The organism is Klebsiella sp. JB_Kp031, assembly GCF_040064295.1.
In the GTDB taxonomy this organism is placed as follows: Bacteria; Pseudomonadota; Gammaproteobacteria; order Enterobacterales; family Enterobacteriaceae; genus Klebsiella; species Klebsiella quasipneumoniae.
On record NZ_JBEAJW010000002.1, the window covers coordinates 28,440 to 51,614 of the forward strand.

At 59.8% G+C, this 23,175-nt stretch carries 24 protein-coding genes; 9 read left to right on the plus strand and 15 right to left on the minus strand.

All coding sequences use genetic code 11. From position 1 onward, the window contains the following. Positions 1-2: 2 nt before the first annotated feature. The 6 genes from ABLV64_RS02155 to adhP all read right to left on the minus strand — a co-directional run bounded on the left by ABLV64_RS02155 (position 3) and on the right by adhP (position 7,192). Entirely contained in the window at positions 3-989 is a 987-nt protein-coding gene (locus tag ABLV64_RS02155; RefSeq protein ID WP_217324860.1) for a putative FMN-dependent luciferase-like monooxygenase, read from the minus strand. Further along, positions 989-2,605, minus strand: a complete 1,617-nt coding sequence (locus tag ABLV64_RS02160) for an ABC transporter ATP-binding protein (RefSeq protein ID WP_217324861.1) — start codon at positions 2,603-2,605, stop codon at positions 989-991. Before ABLV64_RS02160 ends, ABLV64_RS02155 begins: the two co-directional genes overlap by 1 nt. After that, complete coding sequence (locus ABLV64_RS02165) at positions 2,602-3,450, minus strand: ABC transporter permease (RefSeq protein WP_017900524.1); 849 nt, start codon at positions 3,448-3,450, stop codon at positions 2,602-2,604. The genes ABLV64_RS02160 and ABLV64_RS02165 overlap by 4 nt, the downstream gene beginning before the upstream one ends. Then, positions 3,447-4,391, minus strand: a complete 945-nt coding sequence (locus tag ABLV64_RS02170) for an ABC transporter permease (protein ID WP_004202661.1) — start codon at positions 4,389-4,391, stop codon at positions 3,447-3,449. Before ABLV64_RS02170 ends, ABLV64_RS02165 begins: the two co-directional genes overlap by 4 nt. A gap of 10 nt (positions 4,392-4,401) precedes the next feature. Continuing rightward, complete coding sequence (locus ABLV64_RS02175; protein ID WP_217324862.1) at positions 4,402-6,024, minus strand: TIGR04028 family ABC transporter substrate-binding protein; 1,623 nt, start codon at positions 6,022-6,024, stop codon at positions 4,402-4,404. A 157-nt stretch (positions 6,025-6,181) separates the two neighbouring features. Next, a complete protein-coding gene (gene adhP / locus ABLV64_RS02180; RefSeq protein ID WP_004202657.1) occupies positions 6,182-7,192 on the minus strand; it encodes an alcohol dehydrogenase AdhP in 1,011 nt (336 codons plus the stop codon). A 253-nt stretch (positions 7,193-7,445) separates the two neighbouring features. Here adhP and ABLV64_RS02185 point away from each other — a divergent pair, with 253 nt between their 5' ends. Both ABLV64_RS02185 and ABLV64_RS02190 read left to right on the plus strand, forming a co-directional pair. Then, on the plus strand, positions 7,446-8,045 hold the full coding sequence (locus ABLV64_RS02185) for an inorganic diphosphatase (protein ID WP_004202655.1): 600 nt from the start codon (positions 7,446-7,448) through the stop codon (positions 8,043-8,045). 143 nt (positions 8,046-8,188) lie between these two features. Continuing rightward, entirely contained in the window at positions 8,189-9,142 is a 954-nt protein-coding gene (locus tag ABLV64_RS02190; RefSeq protein ID WP_048294916.1) for a bifunctional helix-turn-helix transcriptional regulator/GNAT family N-acetyltransferase, read from the plus strand. Positions 9,143-9,175: 33 nt separating this feature from the next. On the opposite strand, the gene ABLV64_RS02195 is transcribed toward ABLV64_RS02190, so the two are convergent. From ABLV64_RS02195 to ABLV64_RS02210, 4 genes are all read right to left on the minus strand, one after another. Beyond that, positions 9,176-10,888 carry an ABC-F family ATP-binding cassette domain-containing protein gene (locus tag ABLV64_RS02195; protein ID WP_348842937.1) on the minus strand — a complete coding sequence of 571 codons (1,713 nt, stop codon included), beginning with the start codon at positions 10,886-10,888 and terminating at the stop codon, positions 9,176-9,178. Positions 10,889-11,248: 360 nt separating this feature from the next. Then, on the minus strand, positions 11,249-11,767 hold the full coding sequence (locus ABLV64_RS02200; RefSeq protein WP_117263163.1) for a hypothetical protein: 519 nt from the start codon (positions 11,765-11,767) through the stop codon (positions 11,249-11,251). Then, on the minus strand, positions 11,768-12,475 hold the full coding sequence (locus ABLV64_RS02205) for a glycosyl transferase (protein ID WP_348842938.1): 708 nt from the start codon (positions 12,473-12,475) through the stop codon (positions 11,768-11,770). Positions 12,476-12,658: 183 nt separating this feature from the next. After that, positions 12,659-14,356, minus strand: a complete 1,698-nt coding sequence (locus ABLV64_RS02210) for an NAD-dependent malic enzyme (RefSeq protein WP_004202648.1) — start codon at positions 14,354-14,356, stop codon at positions 12,659-12,661. 78 nt (positions 14,357-14,434) lie between these two features. Here ABLV64_RS02210 and ABLV64_RS02215 point away from each other — a divergent pair, with 78 nt between their 5' ends. After that, positions 14,435-14,542: a hypothetical protein gene (locus tag ABLV64_RS02215; RefSeq protein WP_032425875.1), complete on the plus strand. Its 108-nt coding sequence runs from the start codon at positions 14,435-14,437 to the stop codon at positions 14,540-14,542. Here the strand turns inward: ABLV64_RS02215 and sra are convergent. Both sra and ABLV64_RS02225 read right to left on the minus strand, forming a co-directional pair. Continuing rightward, entirely contained in the window at positions 14,539-14,679 is a 141-nt protein-coding gene (sra, locus tag ABLV64_RS02220) for a stationary-phase-induced ribosome-associated protein (RefSeq protein ID WP_004202647.1), read from the minus strand. The two genes, ABLV64_RS02215 and sra, sit on opposite strands and share 4 nt — an antisense overlap. 177 nt (positions 14,680-14,856) lie before the next feature. Beyond that, positions 14,857-15,708 (minus strand): Vmh family MBL fold metallo-hydrolase, encoded by an 852-nt coding sequence (locus ABLV64_RS02225; RefSeq protein ID WP_043519632.1) that lies wholly within the window; start codon positions 15,706-15,708, stop codon positions 14,857-14,859. Positions 15,709-15,822: 114 nt separating this feature from the next. On the opposite strand from ABLV64_RS02225, the gene ABLV64_RS02230 reads away from it, so the two are divergent. Beyond that, entirely contained in the window at positions 15,823-16,716 is an 894-nt protein-coding gene (locus ABLV64_RS02230) for a LysR family transcriptional regulator (protein WP_348842939.1), read from the plus strand. 67 nt (positions 16,717-16,783) lie between these two features. On the opposite strand, the gene ABLV64_RS02235 is transcribed toward ABLV64_RS02230, so the two are convergent. Next, positions 16,784-17,029: a YmjA family protein gene (locus tag ABLV64_RS02235; RefSeq protein ID WP_004202643.1), complete on the minus strand. Its 246-nt coding sequence runs from the start codon at positions 17,027-17,029 to the stop codon at positions 16,784-16,786. A 190-nt stretch (positions 17,030-17,219) separates the two neighbouring features. Beyond that, the gene (locus ABLV64_RS02240) at positions 17,220-18,134 is read right to left on the minus strand and encodes an SDR family oxidoreductase (protein WP_004202642.1); all 915 of its coding nucleotides are present in this window, start codon (positions 18,132-18,134) and stop codon (positions 17,220-17,222) included. A 658-nt stretch (positions 18,135-18,792) separates the two neighbouring features. On the opposite strand from ABLV64_RS02240, the gene ABLV64_RS02245 reads away from it, so the two are divergent. From ABLV64_RS02245 to ABLV64_RS02265, 5 genes are all read left to right on the plus strand, one after another. Then, the gene (locus ABLV64_RS02245; RefSeq protein ID WP_004143718.1) at positions 18,793-18,978 is read left to right on the plus strand and encodes a general stress protein; all 186 of its coding nucleotides are present in this window, start codon (positions 18,793-18,795) and stop codon (positions 18,976-18,978) included. Between the two features lie 366 nt (positions 18,979-19,344). After that, positions 19,345-19,560, plus strand: coding sequence for a hypothetical protein (locus ABLV64_RS02250; protein WP_004202641.1), 216 nt, complete (start codon positions 19,345-19,347; stop codon positions 19,558-19,560). A gap of 23 nt (positions 19,561-19,583) precedes the next feature. After that, positions 19,584-20,090 (plus strand): ferritin-like domain-containing protein, encoded by a 507-nt coding sequence (locus ABLV64_RS02255; RefSeq protein ID WP_004202639.1) that lies wholly within the window; start codon positions 19,584-19,586, stop codon positions 20,088-20,090. A gap of 16 nt (positions 20,091-20,106) precedes the next feature. Continuing rightward, entirely contained in the window at positions 20,107-20,280 is a 174-nt protein-coding gene (locus ABLV64_RS02260) for a hypothetical protein (RefSeq protein ID WP_004202638.1), read from the plus strand. Between the two features lie 39 nt (positions 20,281-20,319). Further along, a complete protein-coding gene (locus ABLV64_RS02265; RefSeq protein WP_004202637.1) occupies positions 20,320-21,945 on the plus strand; it encodes an alpha-amylase family protein in 1,626 nt (541 codons plus the stop codon). On the opposite strand, the gene ABLV64_RS02270 is transcribed toward ABLV64_RS02265, so the two are convergent. Further along, entirely contained in the window at positions 21,942-22,937 is a 996-nt protein-coding gene (locus tag ABLV64_RS02270; protein ID WP_048294913.1) for an SDR family oxidoreductase, read from the minus strand. The genes ABLV64_RS02265 and ABLV64_RS02270 overlap by 4 nt on opposite strands. Between the last annotated feature and the right edge of the window lie 238 nt (positions 22,938-23,175).

The window sequence follows — 23,175 nt, forward strand, 5'->3', positions numbered from 1 at the left end:
CCTTATCTGATGTGGGGGGCAATATGCTGGGCGATCAGCTCAATGGAACGCAGCGTATCCCGGTGCGAAGGCTCCACCGAGTGCACCTGAAACGAAATATCGGTAGCGCGGGCCAGCACGCTGTCTTGCGCCAGGGAGGCGATAACATGCTCAGGATCGCCGACGTGGGCATCCAGCTGCTGCAGATAGTCGGTGACACTGTCACCTTCTATCCGATGACCCGCTTCCCGGTGCTGTGCCGCCTGTTTGCGCAGGCCGGGTTCGGCGATCTGCAGGGCGTGGGCGTGGCTGTCAGCGACAAAGGCGGTGCGCGAGGCGAGGATCCGCGGCGCAACGCCGTCCGGCAGCGCCGACAGATAGGCGTCGACGATCGGGTTCTGAATGGCGTCCAGCGGCAGGCGCGGCTCACCGGGCGGCCGGGGCTGCGTGCGGGACAGCATCAGCCCGTGTCCCGCCTGACCGGCACGGATGGCGCCTTCCACCGAGAAGGTGGCGATCCAGATTCGCGCCGCCAGCTGCGGCGCCGGCGGATAGAGATGGTTGTCCGGGTGGCTGAGGGTGTCGCCGCGCCAGGCGCTGTGGATCAGGTGCAGATGGTCAGCAAACACCGCTCCGCGCTGCTCGCTGGTCAGGCCGAAGGGCAGAAATGAGGTTGGCGTGCCGCCGGAGCCAAACCCCACCTCCAGACGCCCGTCGGTGAGTAAATCCAGCACCGCCGCGTCTTCGGCGACGCGCAGCGGATTTTCCATCGGCAAGGTGATAATGGCTGTACCGAGGCGAATGCGGTCAGTCTGCGCCGCGACGTGGGCGAGAAACACCAGCGGGGAAGGCAGGCCGCCTTCCTGTTCATGAAAATGGTGTTGGGCAATCCATGCGCTGTCGAAGCCGACGCGCTCCGCGTGGCGGATCTGTTCGGCCGCCAGCCGGTAGCGCGTTTGCGCAGAGCCCTGATCGAGCAGACGGGTAAAAAAGCCGAGGCGTTTAGGCATTATGCGTTCTCCGTATAGGGCTGCGCTAAGCGGGGGGAAACCTGGGGGATAGCGGCGATCAGCTCGCGGGTGTAGGCCTGCTGCGGGGCGGCGAACAGGCGGCTAACGTCGCCATGCTCCACCACCTGGCCGGCGCGCAGCACCGTGACGCTGTCGGCAATCCGCCTTACCGTCGCCAGATCGTGAGTAATGAACAGATAGCTCAGACCAAGCTGCTGCTGTAGCTGCTGCAGCAGGGCGAGGATCTGCGCCTGAACGGTGACGTCGAGCGCCGAGGTCGCTTCGTCAAGGACCAGGATCGCCGGCTCGAGGATCAGCGCCCGGGCAATTGCCACCCGCTGCCGCTGGCCGCCGGAAAGCTCCCGCGGCGTCCGCGACAGCAGCTCCGGGGCCAGTGCCACCCGCGCGGCGACGCTCTCCACACGCTGGCGACGCGTCGCCGCGCTGAGGCGCTCAAAGTTTTTTAATGGCTCTTCGATAATCGCGAACAGCGTCTGGCGCGGGTCGAGCGAAGCGAAGGGGTTCTGATAGACGAACTGGATTTTGCGCCGCAGCTGACGCTGCGCCTCGCGGCTAAGATGCCCGGCGTCAATACCGTCGATGGTCACCTGTCCGGCGTCGGCGCGCTCGAAGCCCAGCAGGATCCTCGCCAGGGTGGTTTTCCCGGAGCCGGACTCGCCCACCAGCGCATGGGTGCTGCCGCGCCTGACCTCAAAGCTGACGCTGTCGAGCGCCTGCAGCGCCTGTTTGCCCAGCGAGAAGCGTTTGCTGATCCCGTCGACGCGAATGGCCGGCGTGGCCAGCGGACGAGGACGATTCGCCGTCAGCCTCAGCGGCGCGTCCTGCAGATCGCGGAGCAGCTGGCGGGTGTAAGGGTGCTGCGGATGCCGGACAATCGTCTCGGTGGCGCCTTGTTCCTGAATCTCGCCCTGGCGAAACACCATGATCCGGTCGGCACGTTCGGCGGCCAGCGCCAGATCGTGGGTGACAAACAGCACGGCGGTTCCCGACTCGCGACGCAGGATATCGAGCAGGTCGAGAATGCGCTTCTGCACCGTGACGTCAAGGGCGCTGGTAGGCTCGTCGGCAATAATCAGATCCGGCTGCAGGGCAATGGCGATGGCGATCAGCACCCGCTGCTTCATCCCGCCCGACAGCTGATGCGGGTACTGGTCAAGACGCTGTTCCGGGTGGCTGAGCCCGACTTTAGCGAGCAGGTTGAGGACCTGCTGCCGGCGTTCGGCGGCGGAGAGGGATTGATGCAGTTGCAGAATCTCTTCCACCTGCTGACCAATGGTTTTTACTGGGTTAAGCGAATTGCCTGGGTCTTGCGGCACCAGGCTGATGCTCACTCCGCGCAGGCGGTTCAGGCGTTTTGCCGACCAGTCGCTAATCACTTCGCCATTGAGAATAATTCGCCCGGCGTCGCGGCGGGCATTATCCGCCAGCAGGCCGATAATCGCCTGCGCGGTAGTGGTTTTCCCCGAGCCAGATTCCCCAACGAAGGCCAGCATTTCGCCGCGCTGAATGGAAAAGCTGACGTTATGCACCACTTCGCGCCATTCGCCCCGCGAGCGGTAGCTGATGCGCAGATCTTCAACAGACAGAACGTTCATGGGCGTACTCCACTCCACTGGCGGCTAAGACGATTGGCGGCAAGGACCACCGCGACCACGGCGAGGCCGGGGAAGGTGGTCAGCCACCAGGCGGTCGACAGGTAATTACGACCTTCGGCGATCAGTAATCCCCACTCCGGGACCGGCGGCGGGGTGCCGTAGCCGAGGAAGCTGAGGGTGGCCAGAGCCAGCATCGCCTGACCAAACTGCAGCGTTGCGAAGGCGAGCACCGCGGTGAGCGAGTTGGGCAGGATATGACGCCAGAAGATGGCGAGAAAGGTGCCGCCGCTGCCCCGGGCCGCTTCGACGTAATCGCTGTGGCGCACGCGCACCACTTCCGCCCGCGCCAGGCGCGCGAAGCTGGCGATAGCCGCGACGCCGACCGCCACCGCCGCATTCACCGTGCCAAAACCCAGCAGAATGATCACCGTCAGCTGCAGCAGCAGCGAGGGGATGGCCAGCAGGACATCCACCAGGCGCATGAGGGTGGATTCCACGCGTCCGGCCAGTGCCCCGGCGAGGGTGCCAAGGGCGGTGCCGACCACCAGGCCGATGGCGACGGCGATTAGCGCCGCCGACAGAGAATGTACCGCGCCGTAAACCACCCGCGTCCACAGGTCGCGGCCCAGCTGGTCGGTGCCCAGCCAGTAGTGCGCCTGCGGCGCCAGGCGCTGAGCGCCGGGGATCCCTTCCAGTGGGTTAGCGGAGGTAAACCACTGTGGGGCAAGGGCCATTAACAGGGCGGTGATCATCACCGCCCACGCCAGCCACAGGCCTGGCTGCAGACGCACTCTGCGCCACTCCGGGCGGCGGCGAACCGCGATGGCATAGTCGACCAGGCTCATTTCACACCTCCGGTCTGTAATTGGAGTCGGGGATCAAGCCGCGGCATGACCAGGTCGACCAGCAGGTTGATCAGGACGAAACCGAGGGCGGAGATCATCACCACCGCCTGCAGCACAGCAATATCCTGGTTATTGACCGCCTGCTGGGTCAGCTGCCCGAGGCCGCTGCGGCCGAAGACGGTCTCGGTGATCAGCGCCCCGGCAATGAGCTCGCCCAGCAGCAGCCCGGCTATGTTCAGCGCAGGCAGCAGGGCGTTACCCATCACATGGCGCCAGAGGACGCCGGTTTCGCTCATTCCCTTGGCGCGGGCGACCGCGACGAAGGGCTGAACCGCCACCTGATCCATGCTGCGCATCAGGATCTGCGCCAGCGGGGCGGAGATGGGCAGCGCGACGGCGATAACCGGTAAAATCAGCCCTTCCAGCGGACCGGGGTTGATCACCGGGATCCAGCGCAACTGAAACGAAAAGAGCTGGATCAGGGCGATACCCAGCCAGAAGGTGGGCAGCGAGATAAACAGCACCGGCAACGACTGCAGGAGGTTGCTCAGCCAGCGCAGCCCCGGCAGACGCGAGGCGAAGGCGAGGGTGAACGCCAGGATCACGGCCAGCAGGAAGGCCGGCAGGGCGAGGCTTAAGGTATCCGGCAGGTTGCTGGCAATCAGGCTACTGACCGCCAGACCCGCCTGCAGGGAATAGCCAAAGTCGCCGTGCAGCATTGCCAGCAGCGTGTGCAGGTACTGGCGCCACAGCGGGCTGTCGGCGCCGTAGGCCAGCCGCATGTCGGCGATTTGCGCCGGGCTCAGACCGAGGTCCGGGTTCTGAAACTTGATCAGCACCGCATCCCCTGGCAGCACCTGCAGCAGGAAAAAGGTGAGGGTAAAGGCCGCCCACAGGACCAGCAGCCCCTGACCGAACCGTCGCAGAAGATAAGCGCTCATATCCGGCCTCTTAATGTTTATCCAGCCAGGCGCTGTAGAACGACGGACGACCGACGGCCTCGAAGCTGACGCCTTTCACCCACGGCGCGCCGGCGAACACCTGCGGCTCTTCGAAAATCGGGATCACATAGGCGTTTTCGATCAGATAGCGCTGGGCATCGCCGGTTAACTGCAGACGCTGCTGTGGCTCCACCGCCGCGGAGATGCCGGTCAGCAGATCGTTCAGCTTATCATCGCGGAAGTGCTGTACTTTATCGCTGGAGCCGCCTTTCTGCAGCAGCGCGTCGCGGTTGTTGGGGAAAAACATGCTTTTTACCACATCCGGATCGGCGCGGCCCACTTCCGAAACGGTGAGCGGCGTTTTCTGCGGGTCGAGGTTGTCAAGCGTACGGCTGCCGGCATCCCCGGCTTTGACCGTTAACGCGACTCCCACCTGGCGCCATTGCTGGGCGATCAGCTGCAGCACCTCTTTATTCTGCGGCTGCGGGAGCGACTCATAGACCGTCAGCGCCAGCCGCTGCCCGTCTTTGCTGCGAATCCCGTCGGCGGCCGCTTTCCAGCCGGCCTCATCCAGCAACTGCCGGGCTTTGGCCTGGTCGAAGGTCAGTTTATCGCTCAGATTGACATAGCCAGCAGCAGAGCTGGCCAGCACGGAGGTGGCTTGCGGGTAGTTAGCGGAGAACAGCGTCTCCACCACCTGTTTGGCGTTGGTGGCATGGAGCAGGGCCTGGCGCACCCGCAGGTCGGCGACCAGAGGGTTATCCGGGCGGAAGCTCAGGCTGTCGTTGACCCCGCGGGTAGGGGCGGCGTAGACCTTAAATCCCTGATCGGTCGCCTGTTTTTCATCGTAGGCCTGCACCTGGCGAATAAAGCCCGCCTGGCCGGCCAGCAGCGCGCCGATGCGCACGCTGTCTTCCGGGGTCACAATATAGGTGATGCCGTCGAGGTTGGCGGGCCCCTGCTGGGCGATGTTTTTCGGCCCCCACTGATAATCCTTGCGCGCCACCAGCGTCAGCTCGCGGCCCGGTTTTTCATCCTGCACCACAAAGGGACCGGAGCCGATGATATGCCGGGCATCGCCCAAGTCCTCAAAATTGCGCTGCAGGGTGCTGAGGGACACCAGACCGGAGCCGATGGTGGCGGTCCCTTGCAGAAAGCCCGGCGACGGTTTGTTGAAGTAAAATTTCACCGTCAGCGGGTCGATCACTTCGCTGCGCTGGTAGTTATTGATCACCTCCGAGACAGGCAGGCGGTGGGCTTTATCGCCCAGCCCATAGGTGTCGAAGTTTTTGGCGACGGCGGCGGCATCCAGCGGCGTACCGTCCGAGAAGGTGACCCCTTTGCGCAGGTGGAAAGTGTACTCGGTTTTATCGGCATTACTGGTCCAGCTCTCGGCGATCCACGGCTCAATCTCCAGCGTTTTCGGGTTCTGCCAGGTCAGCTTGTCGGTGATCTGATTGAGAATGCCGCCGTTTGGATAAAAGCCGCCGGCGGGTGGATAGAGATTGGTGTGCGGTTGCTGCTCCAGATAAATTAAGGTACCGCCTTTAACCGGCGTGTCGGCGGCCCAGACGGAAAAGGCGCCGGAAAGAAACAGCGCGGCCAGCGCGGGCAGGCGAAAATGACGATGCATGGTGAATTCCTTTGTTATCTATTGTGTTGCCATCATCGGGCGCGACTAAAAACAAAGGAACCAAGGAATTGCGCTAAGCATTTGCGGAAATTGCATTTACTTTTCGCGGCGGGAAGCGAGGGGAAGCGCCTCTCCCGGGCGGGAGAGGCGCTGGCGATTAGCTACGCAGATCGATAACCATACGGCCGCGGATCTGACCCTGCTCCATCTCTTTAAAAATGGCGTTGATATCTTCCAGCGGGCGCAGGGTGACTTTCGGCACCACTTTGCCTTCGGCGGCGAACTGGAAGGCTTCCACCAGATCCTGACGGGTACCGACCAGCGAGCCGACCACTTCGATGCCGTCGAGCACCAGACGTGGAATATCGAGGCTCATTGCTTCCGGCGGCAGGCCTACCGCCACCACGCGGCCGCCGGCGCGAACGGCATCCACCGCCGAGTTAAAGGCCGCTTTAGCCACCGCGGTCACCACGGCAGCATGCGCGCCGCCGGTTTTTTCCTGAATCACTTTCGCCGCATCTTCATTGCGCGAGTTGATGGTCAGATCGGCGCCCATCGAGGCCGCCAGCTCCAGCTGGCCGTCGTTGACGTCGATGGCGATCACTTTGGCGTTAAAGACATTCTTGGCATACTGCAGCGCCAGGTTGCCCAGGCCGCCGAGGCCGTAGATAGCGATCCACTGGCCCGGTTTGATGTGGGAGACCTTAACGGCTTTGTAGGTGGTGACCCCGGCGCAGGTGATGCTGCTGGCGGCGGCGGAGTCGAGGCCGTCCGGGACTTTAACCGCGTAGTTGGCGGTGACGATGCACTCTTCCGCCATGCCGCCGTCGACGGTATAACCGGCGTTTTTCACCGAGCGGCACAGCGTCTCGTTGCCGCTGTTACAGTATTCGCAGTGGCCGCAGCCTTCGAAGAACCACGCCACGCTGGCGCGATCGCCCGGCTTCAGGGAGGTGACGCCAGGGCCGACTTTTTGTACTACCCCGATCCCTTCATGACCAAGAATAACGCCGGTTTTATCGCCAAAATCGCCGTTTTTCACGTGCAGGTCAGTATGACACACGCCGCAGCATTCCATTTTCAACAGCGCTTCGCCGTATTCCAGCGGGCGCAGCGTTTTTTCCGTAACGTTAACCTGATGGTCGTGGGTAACAACAGCTGCCTTCATGCCTGTCTCCTTGTGAGGGGAATGATTAATTTTATTAATGCAATACTACCTAATAAGGATTAGACGCTATGGGGAAAAAAACAAGGCGCTTTAGTACAGGATGTGGTTTTTTGCTACAACGATAGCACAAAATTCAGACAATACCTCTAATTTTGGTAGGTAATAATAGCGTCACTGAATGGTCATGTTTTCTTCATCACTCAACACTATTGTTTTGCGCATCAATTTCTTATAACAACAGAGTGATACAACAATGCATCTGGTCAAAACGCTCCTCACTGCCGGTCTGCTTTTTTCCGCCGCCGCACAGGCTCACAATGTGCTGGAATTCCCGCAGCCGGAAAACAATCCCGAAGAGTTTTACGCGGTTACCGAGATCCCGGCTGGCGGGATCATTAAGTATGAAACCGACGCCAAAACAGGATTTATCATCGCCGACCGCTTTCAGTCGATGCCGGTGGCTTACCCGGCAAACTACGGTTCATTAACCCAGTCGCTGGCCGGGGATGGCGACCCGCTGGACGTGGTGTTTTACACCCGCGCGCCAATGGCCCCGGGCACGCTGATTAAGCTGCGGCCGATCGGCGTCCTTAAGATGGTAGACGGCGGTGAGAAAGACGACAAAATCATCGCCGTGCCGGCCAGCAAAATTGATCCCACCTATGACGACATCAAGACCATCGCCGATCTGCCGAAAATCGAGCAGCAGCGGCTGGAGGCCTTCTTCCGGGTCTATAAAGAACTGCCGGAGGGGCGGAAAAAGGTCGAGCTGGCCGGGTTTAATGATGCCGCCGCCGCGAAGCAGGAGATCAAATCGGCCTGGGAAGCCTGGAAGGGGAAGAACCCGCAATAATACTCATCGCGGGCGCAGTCCGGCGCCCGCAGCATTCCATCATCCGATACGCTACCCAGCCGTACTGGAGGGGTTATCCTCTTGACGCGTCCTGCGATAGATGGTTGTATAATACAACTATATCTTGATCTGGACGCATCGCTATGGCTGACACCTCCTTAATCCAACAGATCCGTACCGCCTCACGGTTAATGGTGCGCGAGCTGGGTTTTATGAACACCACGCTGGCCGCCACCCACTATTCGCCGTCGGCGGTGCATACCCTGCTCGAAGTGTCGGTGAGAGGGGCGATGACCGCCGCCCAGCTGGTGACTTTGCTGGGCCTGGAAAAATCGAGCGTCAGCCGGATGGTTGCCCGTCTGCTGGCGGCCGGGGAGCTGGAGGAACGTCCCTGCGCGGAGGATGCGCGGTCTAAATCGCTGGCGCTGACCGCCAAGGGGCACGATACGGTGGCGATGATCAACGCGTGGGCTACCCGCCGGGTGGTGGAGGCGTTAGGCCATCTGGATGAGCCGCAGCAGCGGACCGTCGCCAGCGGACTGGCGGCCTATGCGCAGGCGCTGGCGCAGTGTCGGGATATCGCGCTGGCGGATACGACCCCGCAGATTTCGCTGGTGACCGGCTATCAGCCGGGGATGATCGGCCGGATAGCCCAGATGCACGGGGAGTATTACGCCCGGCACCATGACTTCGGCGCTTTTTTTGAAGGCAAGGTCGCCAGCGGCGTGGCGGAATTTGCCACCCGGCTTTCCTCGCCGGCCAACCAGATCTGGCTGGCGATGCGCGAGGGGAAGATTGTCGGTTCGGTGGCGATCGATGGCGAGGATCTCGGCCAGCAGCAGGCGCATCTACGCTGGTTCATTCTCGATGACAGCTGTCGGGGAACCGGCATTGGCAGGCGGCTCCTCAGTGAGGCGATGGCTTTCTGCGATAGTCGTCAGTTCAGCGCCGTTCAGCTGTGGACGTTTAAAGGTCTGGACGCGGCCCGCAAACTGTATGAGTCCTTTGGCTTCACGTTAACCTGCGAATGGCAGGGGGAACAGTGGGGAAAGGTGATGACCGAGCAGCAGTTTACCCGGCCAGGCAACGCCGGCTAAGGGCGGGGTGCCTTAGCCGGCGGGGGGCGAAGATTACCCCAGTTGATTAAGCAGCCGGGCGATCTCCTCTCGCCACTGCGCCTGCAGCGCAGGCTTTTGATGTTTCGGCTTACGGGCCATGTCGTCCGCCAGCCATTGCTCCAGAGCGATCAGGCGCGCCAGCAGCGCCTCTTCATCATCAGCCGCGAGTGACGGCTCCTGAGGTGAGTAGGCCACCGTCGGGGTGGAGGGCTGCGCCTGCAGACGGGCATAAACCTCTTCCAGACTGTGCCACTCCGTTAGCCCGGCGCGGTCGATCAGCCAGAAGCGGTTACAGCTTTCGCTAATAAGCTGGCGGTCATGACTAACCAGCAGCACGCCGCCGGGGTAGTCGCGGAGCGTCTGCGCCAGCGCCGCTTTGCCCTCCATATCAAGATGGTTGGTGGGTTCATCCAGCAGCAGCAGGCTGTAGCGCGCCAGCGACAGGCCGACGAACTGCAGCCGCGACCGCTCACCGCCGCTGAGAGTGCTGACCTTCTGACCATGCCTCGCCCAGCCAAATCCAGCGGCGATCAGCGCCCGTTTCCGGGCGTCCGCCGACGGGGCGAACGGTGTCAGGGCGTCGAGCAGGCTGGCATCGTCCGGCAACTGCGCCAGCGTCTGGTCGTAATACCCGGGGTGAAGCCGGGGGTGCAGACGCAGCCCCGGAAGAGGCGATGCGTCGTTCATCTGCTGCCACAGCAGGCGCAGCAAGGACGATTTACCGCCGCCGTTGCGCCCCATGATGGCCACGCGATCTCCGCTGCGCAGTCGCGCCACGCCGGTGGTAAACAGGGCCGGCAGTCCCGGCGCGGGGGCCACCGGCAGCCTGTCCATCTCCAGCAGGCGGTCCGCCGGCAGGGCGTCCCCTTGCAACACCAGGCGCCACGGCGGGCCGACGCTGAGCTCAGTCTGCTCGTCTTTCAGGCGGGCGACCTGCTTCTCCATCTGTTTGGCTTTGCGGGCGAGATCTTCGTTGTCATACACCCGACCCCAGGTGGCCAGCCGCCGGGCGCTGGCACTGACCCGGTCGATCTCTTTTTGCTCGGCCTTATGACGTAATGCGGCGCTTTCATCCTGCTCCAGCAGTGCCTGACGGGCAGCGCTGCAGGGCAAGGCGAAGCTGTGCAGCGTCTGGTCGCGGAGGATCCAACTGGCATTAGTTACAGCATCCAGTAAGGTATTGTCATGTGACACCAGCACGAAGCTCCCCTGCCAGGTTTGCAGGAAGCTTTCCAGCCACAACAGGGTGGGCAGATCGAGATGGTTGCCGGGCTCATCCAGCAGCAGCAGGTCAGGCTGGCGGATCAGCGCCCGGGCCAGCAGCAGGCGCGTGTGCTGCCCGCCGCTTAGGGTGCTGGTTTGCTGCGCCATCACCGCCGGCGTGAAGCCCATCTGCGCCAGCAGGCGTTCGGCCAGCCAGCGCTGTGCTTCCCGGGCGTCGGCGGGTAACGGGGCCAGCACCGCCTGCAGCAGTGACTGCGAACGCAGCGCCTCCGGCAGATGCTGTTCAACGCGGGCCATCAGACACTGACCGGCGAGCGAGATGCTGCCCGAGGTGGGCGCGAGAGTGCCATCCAGCACCTGCAGCAGGGTGCTTTTGCCGCAACCGTTATGGCCAATGAGACCGATACGGTCGCCTTTCTTCAGGGTGAAGGAGAGGGTGTTAAACAGCGGCCCAAAAGCCGTCTCCACGTGGAGCGCATGGGCAGTTAGTAATGTACTCATAGTCAACTTACTCAAGAGTTACAGGCATGCGAATGCCTCGTCAAAACTCGCTGACGATAACCCGGTAAGCCGGAGAGAAGGGATTCTGTGAAGGGTCTTCGCTCAAGCCAAAGTTATCGCAGCACGATACCGATAACGCTTGAGCTGGCGCCATTGCCTAAGGCATGTGAAACAATAAACATTTCACAATACAGCATGGGGGGCCTCCTTTTATATTCAGTAAGTGAATGGGTGATGGCAGTGTAGTGGGGAAAGGAAAAGTGCGCCAGTGACAAAACTGGCAGGGGGCGTCCCCGCCAGCTTTCGCCTGCGCCACTTTTGCCTACGAAGCCGGGTTGGCGCAGAGGACTTATGTGTTTGCTAGAACATGATGGGAAACCAGCGGGCGTGGTCGCGGGTATATTCCGTCATCGCCTGGGGATCCTTTATCGCCTGGCAGGGGGCGTCGAGAATATTCGGATACGCATCCGGATACCAATCTTCCTCGGTGGTTAAGGTAAAAAAGCGAGACTCCCGGTGGGTTTCACAGGTATAGGCGTTTTTAATATTGTCGGCTTTGCGATATCCCTTGGGATCGCGATATTCGATATACACTTTGTACTCAGAACGGGTACCCCGCCACGCGCCCGGCTCCGGTTTCTGCCAGCGGACCGTCTGGTAGTAGCGCTCCCGCTCGCCGTAGCGATAGACGGTGGTCTCCCCGCCGGGAATAAGGTCGGGCTTCAGGAAGAAGAACATCAGCCCCGCCAGCAGCAGTAACACCGGTGGGAGAGTGTGGGTCAGCAGCCGCGGCGCCCGACGGTTAACCAGCAGCAGCCCGCTAAAGAGCCCCAACCAGACCCGTAATAGCGGTTGCAGAACGATTTTTTGCTGGCTCATTTAGGCTACCTCACCAGGGAGAGGGGCGATCGGGCGGGCAATCATGATTGCCGTGTCGCTGAGTGCGTTAAGATCGCTCACCGGAGCGCACTGGCTAGCCATGACCTGCGGATCGCGGTCCGGAAACCAGCCCTCATTGAATGACAGGGTGTAAAACTGGCTGTGCCGCTGCACTTCACAGCGCCAGGCGCGATGAAGATTATCCCTGTCGACAGGCCAGCGCGGATCTTTCGCTTCAACAAAAATCTCATATTTAGAGGGCTGAGTGATACGTTGGTTAGAATTTGTCTTCATCCAGAAAATGGCAGTGTAATAAACGTTGTGTTTCCCGTACTGAATACTGGCATCCCGTCCGGGGGTGACCTCCGGATGGAGGAAAATAAAGATTCCGGCGGCAATCAGTACCATCAGCGGGAATAGCGGATGCTGTATCGGCCGCCAGGGAATATTACGCACCGCCAACAGCCAGACCAGAGTCAGAAATAACACGTAGAGCAGGGCGAAGAAGAATTTACTCGGCGTATAGATGACGATATCCACCAGATCGCCGGTAGCGGGCTGATACTGCTCAGCGCGCGGGGTGAGCATCCACATATCGCCGCCAGAGAGGCACAGGCCGGCGATGATGGCGATACTACCCGTGAGGAGTAAGACAATCCGGATCAGAATAGCCTTCGCTTTATTCGCGTCAGGGGTTAATTTTTGCATTTCACATTCCGTTGTGAGGGGGTGAGAAACAACTATTTTGCACAGCGGAGGGCGCGCGGCAAATGCTATCCGTTTTCTATTTTTACGATAAATGAATATGGGCGGAAAAGGCGTTTCTGTGGTGGGAAATATTATCCGGACGCTATTAATAACCGGGCCGATCGTTCGGCCCGGTGAGCGCGATTAAATTGAGGTGCGGCGGTAATTACGATATTCCGGTAGCCAGAAATTATCGCTGATGGACTGCAGCAGCGCTTCTGCGGAGGTTTTCACCGCCACGCCCTGCTCCTGAGCCACCTTACCGACCGCGAAGGCGATCGCCCGCGAGACGGTCTGGATATCCTTCAGCTCCGGCAGCACCGGACCTTCACCGTTGTTCACCAGCGGCGAGTGTTTCGCCAGGGTTTCGCTGGCGGCCATCAGCATCTCGTCGGTGACCCGCGACGCGCCGGAGGCGATCACCCCCAGACCAATGCCCGGGAAGATATAGGAGTTGTTGCACTGGGCGATGGGGTACTGTTTGCCTTTGACGGTAACCGGGGCAAACGGACTGCCGGTGGCGACCAGCGCCTCGCCGTCGGTCCAGCTCAGGATATTCTGCGGCGTGGCTTCCACCCGTGACGTTGGGTTGGAGAGCGGCATCACGATTGGCCGCGGGCAATGCTTGTGCATTTCGCGGATAATCTCTTCCGTGAACAGCCCCGGCTGACCGGAAACGCCGATCAGGATGTTCGGTTTCACGTTGCGCACCACGTCGAGCAGGGAAAGTACATCGTTAGTGGTATCCCAGCCCTGCAGATGTTCGCGTTTCTGAACCAGCTTGTTCTGGAACGGCAGCAGATTAGGCATGCCGTCGGTTAACAGGCCAAAGCGGTCAACCATGAACACGCGCTGGCGGGCCTCTTCTTCACTGAGTCCTTCGCGGACGATCTGGGCGATAATTTGCTCGGCGATGCCGCAGCCGGCGGAGCCCGCCCCGAGGAAGACAATTTTCTGTTCGCTAAGCTGACTGCCGGCGCCGCGGCTGGCGGCGATCAGCGTCCCGACGGTCACCGCCGCGGTACCCTGGATATCGTCGTTAAAGGAGCAGATCTCATTGCGGTAGCGGTTGAGCAGCGGCATAGCGTTCTTCTGCGCAAAGTCTTCAAACTGCAGCAGCACGTCCGGCCAGCGGGCCTTAATCGCCTGGATCACGTCGTCAACGAACTGGTAGTACTCGTCATCGGTAATACGCGGGTGGCGCCAGCCCATATACAGCGGATCGTCCAGCAACTGCTGGTTGTTTGTTCCGACGTCCAGCACGATGGGCAGGGTGTAAGCCGGGCTGATGCCGCCGCAAGTGGTGTACAGCGACAGTTTGCCGATCGGGATCCCCATCCCGCCGATGCCCTGGTCGCCGAGGCCGAGGATACGCTCGCCATCGGTCACCACAATCACTTTGACGTTATGGTTCGGTACGTTCTGCAGAATGTCGTCAAGATTATGGCGATTCTGGTAGGAGATAAAGACGCCGCGGGCGCGACGGTAAATCTCGGAGAAACGTTCGCAGGCGGCGCCTACCGTCGGGGTATAGATAACCGGCATCATCTCTTCGAGATGGTTGCCAATCAGGCGATAGAAAAGGGTCTCGTTGGTGTCCTGGATGTTACGCAGGTAAATGTGTTTGTCGATTTCTGTTTTGAATCCCTGATACTGGATCCACGCGCGTTCCGCTTGCTCTTCAATGGTTTCAACCACTTCCGGCAGCAGGCCAAGAAGGTTGAAACTGCTGCGCTCTTCCATACTGAAGGCGCTGCCCTTGTTGAGCAGGGGGAATTCAAGCAGAACGGGACCCGCGTAGGGGATGTACAGGGAACGGTTTTTCTTATGGGTAAATTGCATCGCACTAACTCCTTGATCGTGTCCACAGTCCCGGCGCGGCGATAAGCGAAGGGCGGGTGGAAAAGCAGCGGGCAGAGTATAGAGCAGAAGGTCTTCAAGCGGGTAAACAAGCCGTCAATTGCCATAAAAAAACACCATCCTGGCAACAGGACGGTGTTGTTTATCATCACTCAGGCTGAAAATTAACCACCGCGGCGTTTGCGGCCGGTAGCATGGATATGGTTGAGGGTGGTTGCTTCATCGCCTTCCAGCACCACTTTTTTCTGCTGGGAAAGCTTGTAGTTCAGACCGAGAAGATGACGTGCCTGATGGTTCGATTTCATTCTGACTCCTTTATCCTGTTCTGGTTTCAAGGGCAAACCCGGTGGTGACCGGATGAAATGTAACCCAAAGTTGGCCGCACGTTTTTTATGCGGCCACAGGTAGGGTGGTCCATTTTCAGGGCAATAGCAACCTCAGTGCGCCAGATTAAGAACAGTCTCCCTCGCGCAGCGCCGGCGTTACCACTTCATCTCGCCGGTATTAACTTTGGCGCTGAGCTCCAGCGAGCTGGTTTCCGCCAGCCCTGGCCACTGTGTCTCCATTGCCTTGATCACCCCGGCGGAGTCCTTATGTGTCTTCAGCGCTTGCTCAAACTGCTGGAGGTAGGTTTTGGTAAAGCGCACCGCGCTGTCACCCTCCGGCGGCGTGCCGAGGTAATGTCCCGGGATCACCTGCTGCGGGTGCAGAGCAATCATCTGGTCCAGCGTAGTGCGCCACTGCTGTCGACTGGCCGGCGTCTGGGTGTCGGCGGTCCAGAGATGCATGCCCCAGGCCACGCCGGTGCCGCCGAGGATCGTTTTGTTCGCCCGGATCCAAACGAACGCCGCGTAGTCATGGGGCTGCATAATCGTCACTTTTTCGCCATCGATGGTAAAGCTGTTGGCTTTCAGCGCCTGCGGGACGTATACCTGCGTCGGCGCACCGTCTTTCATCTGTGGTCCCCAGTACGCCAGCTTTGCCGCTTTGGTGGCTGCAATATGTTTAACCACTTCCGGCGTGGCGACCACTTCCGCCTGCGGGAAGGCTTTCACCAGCGGCTCAAGGCCAAAATAGAAGTCAGGATCGCCGGAGGTGATCACAATCCGCGACAGCGGTTTGCCGTTTTTCTTGATCATGTCTACCAGCTTTTCGCCGTCTTTGACGCTGAACTGGGCGTCAAACAGCACCGCTTCATGCGGGCCGGAAACGAGGGTGGAGTTGACGGCAAAAAGACCTTTCTCCTGAGGGTTGTAAGTCTGCAGCGTCAGCGGCGCCGCGAAGACCGCGCCGCTGAACAGGGCGGTGGCAATAGCAAGAGCAGATAATTTCATGATTCATTCTCAATGACAGGGGAATGCGTAGCATTGTACGGATTTCGCCATTTGATAGAATTCCTGAAATAAGAGATGCTGAGTTTCATAAATCGTGCAGATAAAGGGGGCGTGATGGACAGGGTAATTGCGGCGCAGGTGTATCTGCGAATTTGCGAGCTGGGAAGCCTCAGCGCCGCGGCGCGCGCGCTGGGGATGTCGCGCCCGATGGTCAGTCGCTATCTGGAACAGATGGAGAGCTGGGCCGGCGCCCGGCTGATCCATCGCTCAACCCGGCGGCTGACGCTGACCCCGGCCGGGGAGAAGGTATTGCTCAAGACCCGCGGCCTGACGCGGATCGCCGATGAAATCGCCGGCGAACGCCAGCGTGCCGACCCCAGCGGCACGCTGCGGGTGGCGTGCGCGCATTTTACCGCGATGCAGCTGATCTCCCCGCTACTGCCGGATTTTCTTGCCCGTTATCCGCTGTTGCGTCTGGAGCTGGATATCAATAACCATCCGGTCAGCCTGATCGGCGAGCGCATCGACTTGGCTATTCGCATTACCGATAATCCGGAGGCGGGGGCTATCGCTCGCCGCCTCGGCGTGTGCCGGTCGCTACTCTGCGCTGCGCCGCGCTGGATCCGCCAGCATGGTCCGCTGACGACCCTTGACGATCTGCAACAGCATAACTGCCTGTTATACAGTCATTTTGCCGGCCAGCGCTGGCAATTCAGCGATGCACAGGGTCAGGAGGCGTCGGTGGCAGTGAACGGTAATCTGAGCGCCGGGATCTCTTCCTTACTGCTGGAGGCGGCGGTCGCGGGGTGCGGCATCGCGATGCTCCCCGAACTGGAGGCGCGGAGCGCGATTGCCAGCGGCGCGCTGGAGGTGGTGCTTCCTGACTGGACGCCGAAGGCGCTGAGCGTTTACGGCATCTATCTTTCCCGCGACTATCAGCCCGATGGGCTGCCGCTGTTTCTGGATGCGCTGCAGCGACGGCTGGGGGAGACGCTCGCCGATGCCTGAGCAACGGCGCCGCCTTCAGCGGCAGCGCCGGCGGGCGGTTGCCCTGCCGGAAAGCCAAGGATCAACCTTACTCATTGCCCCACTGATTAAGGAAGTTGGCGATATCGTCAATACGGCGTTCGTCAATGGCCGCCTCGCGGGCCATCTCCTGCTGCGCTTCTTCATCGATCTCTTCGTTGTTGGTTAATCGCGCAATCAGCAGCTGAAAATAGCGCGCCAGCGCATCGCGTTCCTCATCCTTAACCGGGGCAGCCGCTTCGGTCTCGTATTCGTCCACGATGTCATAAAATTTCAGGGGAATGTCGTTACTCATCTGTCGTCCTCAGGATTGGCGTCAGGGCCGGGGTTAGCGCACAGCGGCGGGCGAGTATCATAGCACGCAGCCGGTAGGCTGCAGGAGAGGAAAAATCGCTGCGGCGGCGAGGTGAGAGGGCAGATATCGCTCCCCGGGGGACGGAGGGTAAAACCGGCGCGCGATGCCGCACGCCGGTCTGCCAGGAGGCTTAGACTACCCCGTCTCCACCGTCAGAGCACCACACCTGGCCGGAGGTATATGAGCAGGCATCGGATGCCAGGGTGACGTACAGCGGGGCGATCTCGACCGGCTGCCCCGGGCGCCCCATCGGCGTGTCTTTCCCGAACTGTTTCACTTTCTCGTCCGGCTGACCGCCGCTGGACTGCAGCACCGTCCAGTAAGGGCCGGGGGCTACGGCGTTAACGCGAATGCCGCGTTTTGCCACCTGTTTGGCCAGCGATTTGGTGAAGATCGCCAGGCAGGCTTTGGTCTGGGCGTAATCGAGGAGGATCGGACTGGGTTTATAGGCCTGCACCGAGGTGGTGTTGATGATCGCGCTCCCGGCCTGGAGATGGGGCAGCGCGGCGCGGGTGATCCAGAACGGCGCGTAGACATTGGTCTTAAAGGTGGCGTCAAAGTCTTCAGTGGTCAGCTCCTCAAGGGTCTCACAATATTGCTGACGTCCGGCGTTATTGACCAGGATGCTCAGGCCACCCAGCTGTTGCACCGCGTCGGCCACCAGCGACTGACAGAAGGACTCGGAGCGAATATCCCCCGGCAGGGCCACCGCGGTGCGGCCTTCGGCTTTGATCAGAGCGATGACTTCATCGGCGTCCTCTTGCTCCTCCGGCAGATAGCTTATGGCGACATCGGCCCCTTCGCGGGCAAAGGCGATCGCCACCGCGCGGCCAATGCCGGAGTCGCCGCCGGTAATTAGCGCTTTCTTACCGGCCAGCCGCCCGGTGCCGGTGTAGCTGGTTTCCCCATGGTCCGGTGACGGCTCCATTTCCGCATCCAGACCCGGCGGGTTCTGTTCTTGCTCCGGGAACTCCGGACGTGGAGCCGTCTCTTCTGGCAACATGGAGGTGGGTAGTTTCTTCATGGGCGGTTTTTCATCTTGCATAGTCATCTCCTTCAGACAGAACGGGCCAGCTGTAAGGATAGGTCAGGTTCCCCCATCGCCAGACCCCGGATGACTCACCCAGGGCCAGTGAATGGCCGCGAAACGACGCATTGTTATTCCTTAACCGACTGATCCCCGGCGTATTTAAGCAAATAGCGCTGCGTTATCATTGCCGGGGTTAAATTAGGATTATTCCATCATGACTTAATGCGGGCTGGCTATTTTATTTGCTGCGCGGCGGAGATTTTTTAAAGGCAGAGAGGGAGACAAAGTGAAAAGGGGAATAATAGGGTAATCCGCTACGCATGGATAATAATGGTATACCTCTTTGGTGTTAATTTTGGGAAGGGTGGCAGCCCGGGATTAGTAGAAACATTTATTCATCAGATTATTTTCATTAGTTTACAAACGTGAACCAATGTCCACAGTACAGTTCACAAGGTACATATAACCCAAAGCGAATAAGGGAGTTGCGTAAAAATTAATTTTTATTGCCGCTTCGCTGTGGTTAATTTATTTTGTCGATGCGCTGGGTGATGGCCAAAATTAATTTGACTCCTGCGGGTATTCCTCTAGAGTTAGATATCGAGGGCGATGATTTGTAACAGGGTCATTTTCCATTTACCAACCGATATTGATCAAACCAAAGGTGAAAATTATGGCAGAGCATAGAGGCGGTTCAGGTAATTTTGCAGAAGATCGTGAAAAAGCATCCGAAGCCGGGCGTAAAGGTGGGCAGCACAGCGGCGGGAACTTCAAAAATGATCCTGAGCGTGCATCCGAAGCCGGTAAAAAGGGTGGTAAGAACAGCCATGGCGGCGGCCGTAAATCCGGCGACAGCTGATGACTGATGACCCGTGACGCCGTTATGACGGTGTCGGGAAAGAAACCTGTGGGCCTGTGGGTCCGCAGGTTTCTGTTTATTTGCAAACGCTTCCCTCAGCTATTGTCTATTCTCCGCGACGGGAAAAGAGGTGCAGAATAATTTAATTACAGCCATCTTAACAATTAAATACTGATTACCGCAACGGCATTGTGCCGGCGAAGCGCTAAGAGTGAGTAAATAACGGTTCGGAGCAATACGTAACAGTACTGCTTTTTATCGCTGTGCATAAGTAAGCTATTTTAAGCCTGGTGTCAATCGTCGGACGCCAGGGGCGGGTAGCAACACATCCGCTTGCTAAATATTGTTCAGATCTAAGGTAATAAAATGAAACTGACGCCGGTATTTATTAAGCGCTGTCATCTTGTGGCCGCCGTTATGTGGGTGGGCCTGGCGATACCCTCGTTAATCTGGTGGAAAGACAGCGTCCTGTGGGTCATTCTCATCAGTATTTATGCCAATATTGTTGGACATTTATCCGGATATAGCGCAGCGCGAGCTGACCAGGCGGCGGAAGAGAATGAAGATTCCCCGTCAAAATAAATAATTAACGATCAGAGGTGTATATGACGGATAGTGAAAATTACCACAACTGGCTTCGCGATGCCCATGCCATGGAAAAACAGGCCGAGTCACTGCTTATGGCCACCATCAGACGCCTCGATAATGAACCGCAACTGCGAACCCGCCTTGAACAACATCTTTATGAAACTCGTCGGCAACTGTCCGCTCTGCAGGACCTTATCGCCCGCAACCATATTTCCCGCTCGGCGCTGAAGGATGCGATGAGCCGGGTCGCAGCCCTGGGCCAGACTATCGGCATCATGCTACCCGGCGATGAGCTCATTAAACTCATTATCACCGCCTACGTTTTTGCCCATTTTGAGGTCGCCTGCTATACCGCTTTATTAACGGCGGCGAAGCGCGTGGGGGACCATAGCGCGATGCCGACTCTGGAAGGGATCCTTGCCGAAGAGAGAGGGATGGCTGACTGGCTGCTGCATCATCTGCCGGCGCTGACCGGACAATATCTGATGCATAACTCTCTGCCCGGCGTTGAGTCCGGACAATAAGCCGCCGGAGTCAATCATGGTTAAGCGCCACACCATCGCGATCCTCGCCACAGACAAAGCGGTTCCGCTGAAATTAACCGCCAGGCAGCAGGCGCTGGTGGACGCGGTGGCGAACAGGGTGCCACCTGCAGAGCACGACCCCGTATTGCCAGTCGACAAAACGCGCACGAAAACCAGCAGGGCGCGCTGAGGACGCTGACAGTGGCGGGCAGAACGCAAGGTGATAGTGATGCAACAGGAAGAGTGGTTTCACAGAGCGGTCATCTATCAGGTTGACAGTGCTCTGTTTTACGACGCCAACGGCGATGGGTTTGGCGATCTTGCCGGTATACGCCAAAAGCTGCACTACATTCGTAGCCTGGGGGCGACGGTGCTCTGGCTGACCCCTTTCTATCTTACCCCACTGCAGGATGATGGCTATGATATCAGCGACCATTTGCAGCCCGATCCCCGTTTCGGGACCATCGCCGACGTGATTGAGCTGATTGCCCGCGCCCGGGAGCTGGGGCTGCGGGTGATTGTTGAGCTGGTTATCCAGCATACTTCTGCCCAGCACCCGTGGTTTCAGGCGGCGCGACGCGATCCCCGGTCGCCGTGGCGGCCATACTATCTTTGGGCCGATCGGCCCCCGGAGAACGACGATCCTCCCATGTTTCCCGGCGTCGAGGAGAGCGTCTGGAGCTGGGACGACCAGGCCGGACAATACTATCGCCACATGTTTTATCGCCATGAGCCCGACCTGAATCTCGCTCATCCGCCGGTGATCGCTGAAATTGAAAACATCATCACCTTCTGGCTGCAGGCCGGGGTGTCAGGATTTCGCCTCGATGCGGCGTCACATCTGGTGAAGCAGGCCGGGAAGGGCGACGAGGCGCGGGGCTACCCGCTGTTGACGCATCTCCGGCAGGTCGTGCAGCGCCTCAATCCCGACGCGATACTGTTGGGTGAAGTGGACGTGGAAGTGGAAGATTATCGCCATTATTTCGGCCGCGGCGATCGGCTGCAGATGGTGCTCAATTTTTGGCTTAATAAATATCTCTATGTCAGCCTGGCGCAGCAGCGCGCCACCCCGGTAGTGAAGGCGTTGCAGGCAATGGTGGCCCCGCCGGACGGATGCTGCTTCGTCAACTGGCTGCGTAACCATGATGAACTGGACCTTGAGGGGATTGGCGAACGCAACAAACGCCAGGTTATCCGCACCTTTGCCCCTGATAAATCGATGTCCGTTTACCAGCGCGGCGTGCGCCGGCGGCTGGCGCCGATGCTGGATGGCGATACCCGACGCATCGCGCTGGCTCATGCCATCCTGCTCGCGCTGCCTGGCGTGCCGGTGATGCGCTATGGCGACGAGATTGGTATGGGCGACGATCTGCGCTTACCGGAGCGCTACGCGGTCCGAACGCCGATGCAGTGGTCGGGCGCGCCCAACGGCGGCTTTTCCCGGGCGGCGCCGGATGATTTGCCGGTGAAACCGGTGGCCAGTGGACGGTTTCGCTACCAGCGGATCAATGTCGAAGCGGCGTTGCGCCACCCCCGGTCGCTACTGCATCGGGTACGCAATATGGTACTGGCGCGCACGGAATATACTGAACCGGGATCCATCCCTTTTACCCTTATTACAGTGAAGCCAGCCGCGGTGCTGGGCTTGTGCTATCGCAGCGAATCGCGGGAGGTGCTGATGCTGGCGAACTGCAGCCAGCAGGCAGTGGAGGTCCAGCTCCCGCCGCTGGCCGAGGGTTACTGGAGCCCGATCCTGGAAGATAAGTTCTACCAGGACGGGCTATACGGCGGAGAAAAGGCGCGGCTGGCGCTCTCCGGCTATGGTTACCGCTGGTTCAGCCGCAGCCTGCTTTAGCGCCGTCTTCCTGGTCGGCGGAACAACGCCCGCAGGGCCATCGTCGCCACTGCCACGCCGACGCCGGCAGCCACTTTCCCCGGGAGATCGGCGCTGATGGTCACCGCTTTACGCCGCGCGCCATCGTTAAAGGGGCCGTGTCCGGGATGATTGCCGCGCACTGGCGTGAACAGGTCGTCCTGATGCTCTGCCGGCTTCGGCTGGCCGGTAAACTGTCCCTCCCACGCTTTTTTCACCATCAGCCGATCGAGCAGACGAGGGAAGAAGACCTGGCCGAGGATCGACTGGATGGTGCTTTTCCCCACCCACAGCTCGTTCACCGGCCGCTGGATCACGCTGTAGATGGCCTCAGCGGCGACCTCCGGCTGATAGACCGGCGGTACCGGCTGCATGGCCTGCTCCATTTTGTTGCGCGCCCAGCCAAACTGAGCAGTATTCATCCCCGGCAGCTGGACCATGGTCAACTGGATGTGGCTTTTCTCATGCATCAGCTCGGTGCGCACGGCATCGGTGAAGCCGCGGATCGCCGCTTTAGCTCCGCAATAGGCCGACTGCAGGGGGATCGAGCGCCAGGCCAGCGCCGATCCAGCCTGAATAATCACCCCCCGATCCCGGGGCGTCATGACCTCGAGCGCCGCGCGGGTGCCGTTGACATAGCCGAGATAGGTCACCTCCGTCACCCGGCGAAATTCGTCGTCGCTCATCTGCCGAAAGGGCGCCAGCACGGTGGTCATGGCGTTATTGATCCAGACGTCGATGGCGCCGAGGGAGGCTTCCACCTCGGCGGCGGCGCGCTGCACGGCCCCGGCATCGGCGACATCGGCGCTAATCGCCAGCGTTTTGACGCCGAAACGTTCACAAGCCTGCTGCGTCTCCTGCAGACCCGTTTCATCGCGGGCGATCAGCGCCACGTGATACCCTGCGCGGGCGAAACGCAGCGCGGTGGTTTTTCCTGCCCCGGCGGTTCCGCCGGTAATAACCATCACGGACATAGTGACCTCATTAATTGTTTCGCTATCGTAAATTTAAGCTGCACGGATCGAATCATTATTAAGCATAAATAACGACGGTGAGGTGGGAAATATCCTGGAATAAGCGCAGTGTGAATCAGGCGACATATCCTGATGACTCTGGCCTGTTTCTGCATAAGCAGACGTTAAGGTTCTATAATCTGTAAGATACTTGACAACCCGCGAGGAGGAAAAATGTTGACAGTAAACACGCGTAGCG

Excerpts from the sequence above, each read along its gene's own strand:
- ABLV64_RS02155 (WP_217324860.1), bottom strand. The coding sequence starts at position 989 with ATGCCTAAACGCCTCGGCTTTTTTACCCGTCTGCTCGATCAGGGCTCT.
- ABLV64_RS02160 (WP_217324861.1), bottom strand. The coding sequence starts at position 2,605 with ATGAACGTTCTGTCTGTTGAAGATCTGCGCATCAGCTACCGCTCGCGG.
- ABLV64_RS02165 (WP_017900524.1), bottom strand. The coding sequence starts at position 3,450 with ATGAGCCTGGTCGACTATGCCATCGCGGTTCGCCGCCGCCCGGAGTGG.
- ABLV64_RS02170 (WP_004202661.1), bottom strand. The coding sequence starts at position 4,391 with ATGAGCGCTTATCTTCTGCGACGGTTCGGTCAGGGGCTGCTGGTCCTG.
- ABLV64_RS02175 (WP_217324862.1), bottom strand. The coding sequence starts at position 6,024 with ATGCATCGTCATTTTCGCCTGCCCGCGCTGGCCGCGCTGTTTCTTTCC.
- adhP (WP_004202657.1), bottom strand. The coding sequence starts at position 7,192 with ATGAAGGCAGCTGTTGTTACCCACGACCATCAGGTTAACGTTACGGAA.
- ABLV64_RS02185 (WP_004202655.1), top strand. The coding sequence starts at position 7,446 with ATGCATCTGGTCAAAACGCTCCTCACTGCCGGTCTGCTTTTTTCCGCC.
- ABLV64_RS02190 (WP_048294916.1), top strand. The coding sequence starts at position 8,189 with ATGGCTGACACCTCCTTAATCCAACAGATCCGTACCGCCTCACGGTTA.
- ABLV64_RS02195 (WP_348842937.1), bottom strand. The coding sequence starts at position 10,888 with ATGAGTACATTACTAACTGCCCATGCGCTCCACGTGGAGACGGCTTTT.
- ABLV64_RS02200 (WP_117263163.1), bottom strand. The coding sequence starts at position 11,767 with ATGAGCCAGCAAAAAATCGTTCTGCAACCGCTATTACGGGTCTGGTTG.
- ABLV64_RS02205 (WP_348842938.1), bottom strand. The coding sequence starts at position 12,475 with ATGCAAAAATTAACCCCTGACGCGAATAAAGCGAAGGCTATTCTGATC.
- ABLV64_RS02210 (WP_004202648.1), bottom strand. The coding sequence starts at position 14,356 with ATGCAATTTACCCATAAGAAAAACCGTTCCCTGTACATCCCCTACGCG.
- sra (WP_004202647.1), bottom strand. The coding sequence starts at position 14,679 with ATGAAATCGAACCATCAGGCACGTCATCTTCTCGGTCTGAACTACAAG.
- ABLV64_RS02225 (WP_043519632.1), bottom strand. The coding sequence starts at position 15,708 with ATGAAATTATCTGCTCTTGCTATTGCCACCGCCCTGTTCAGCGGCGCG.
- ABLV64_RS02230 (WP_348842939.1), top strand. The coding sequence starts at position 15,823 with ATGGACAGGGTAATTGCGGCGCAGGTGTATCTGCGAATTTGCGAGCTG.
- ABLV64_RS02235 (WP_004202643.1), bottom strand. The coding sequence starts at position 17,029 with ATGAGTAACGACATTCCCCTGAAATTTTATGACATCGTGGACGAATAC.
- ABLV64_RS02240 (WP_004202642.1), bottom strand. The coding sequence starts at position 18,134 with ATGCAAGATGAAAAACCGCCCATGAAGAAACTACCCACCTCCATGTTG.
- ABLV64_RS02245 (WP_004143718.1), top strand. The coding sequence starts at position 18,793 with ATGGCAGAGCATAGAGGCGGTTCAGGTAATTTTGCAGAAGATCGTGAA.
- ABLV64_RS02250 (WP_004202641.1), top strand. The coding sequence starts at position 19,345 with ATGAAACTGACGCCGGTATTTATTAAGCGCTGTCATCTTGTGGCCGCC.
- ABLV64_RS02255 (WP_004202639.1), top strand. The coding sequence starts at position 19,584 with ATGACGGATAGTGAAAATTACCACAACTGGCTTCGCGATGCCCATGCC.
- ABLV64_RS02260 (WP_004202638.1), top strand. The coding sequence starts at position 20,107 with ATGGTTAAGCGCCACACCATCGCGATCCTCGCCACAGACAAAGCGGTT.
- ABLV64_RS02265 (WP_004202637.1), top strand. The coding sequence starts at position 20,320 with ATGCAACAGGAAGAGTGGTTTCACAGAGCGGTCATCTATCAGGTTGAC.
- ABLV64_RS02270 (WP_048294913.1), bottom strand. The coding sequence starts at position 22,937 with ATGTCCGTGATGGTTATTACCGGCGGAACCGCCGGGGCAGGAAAAACC.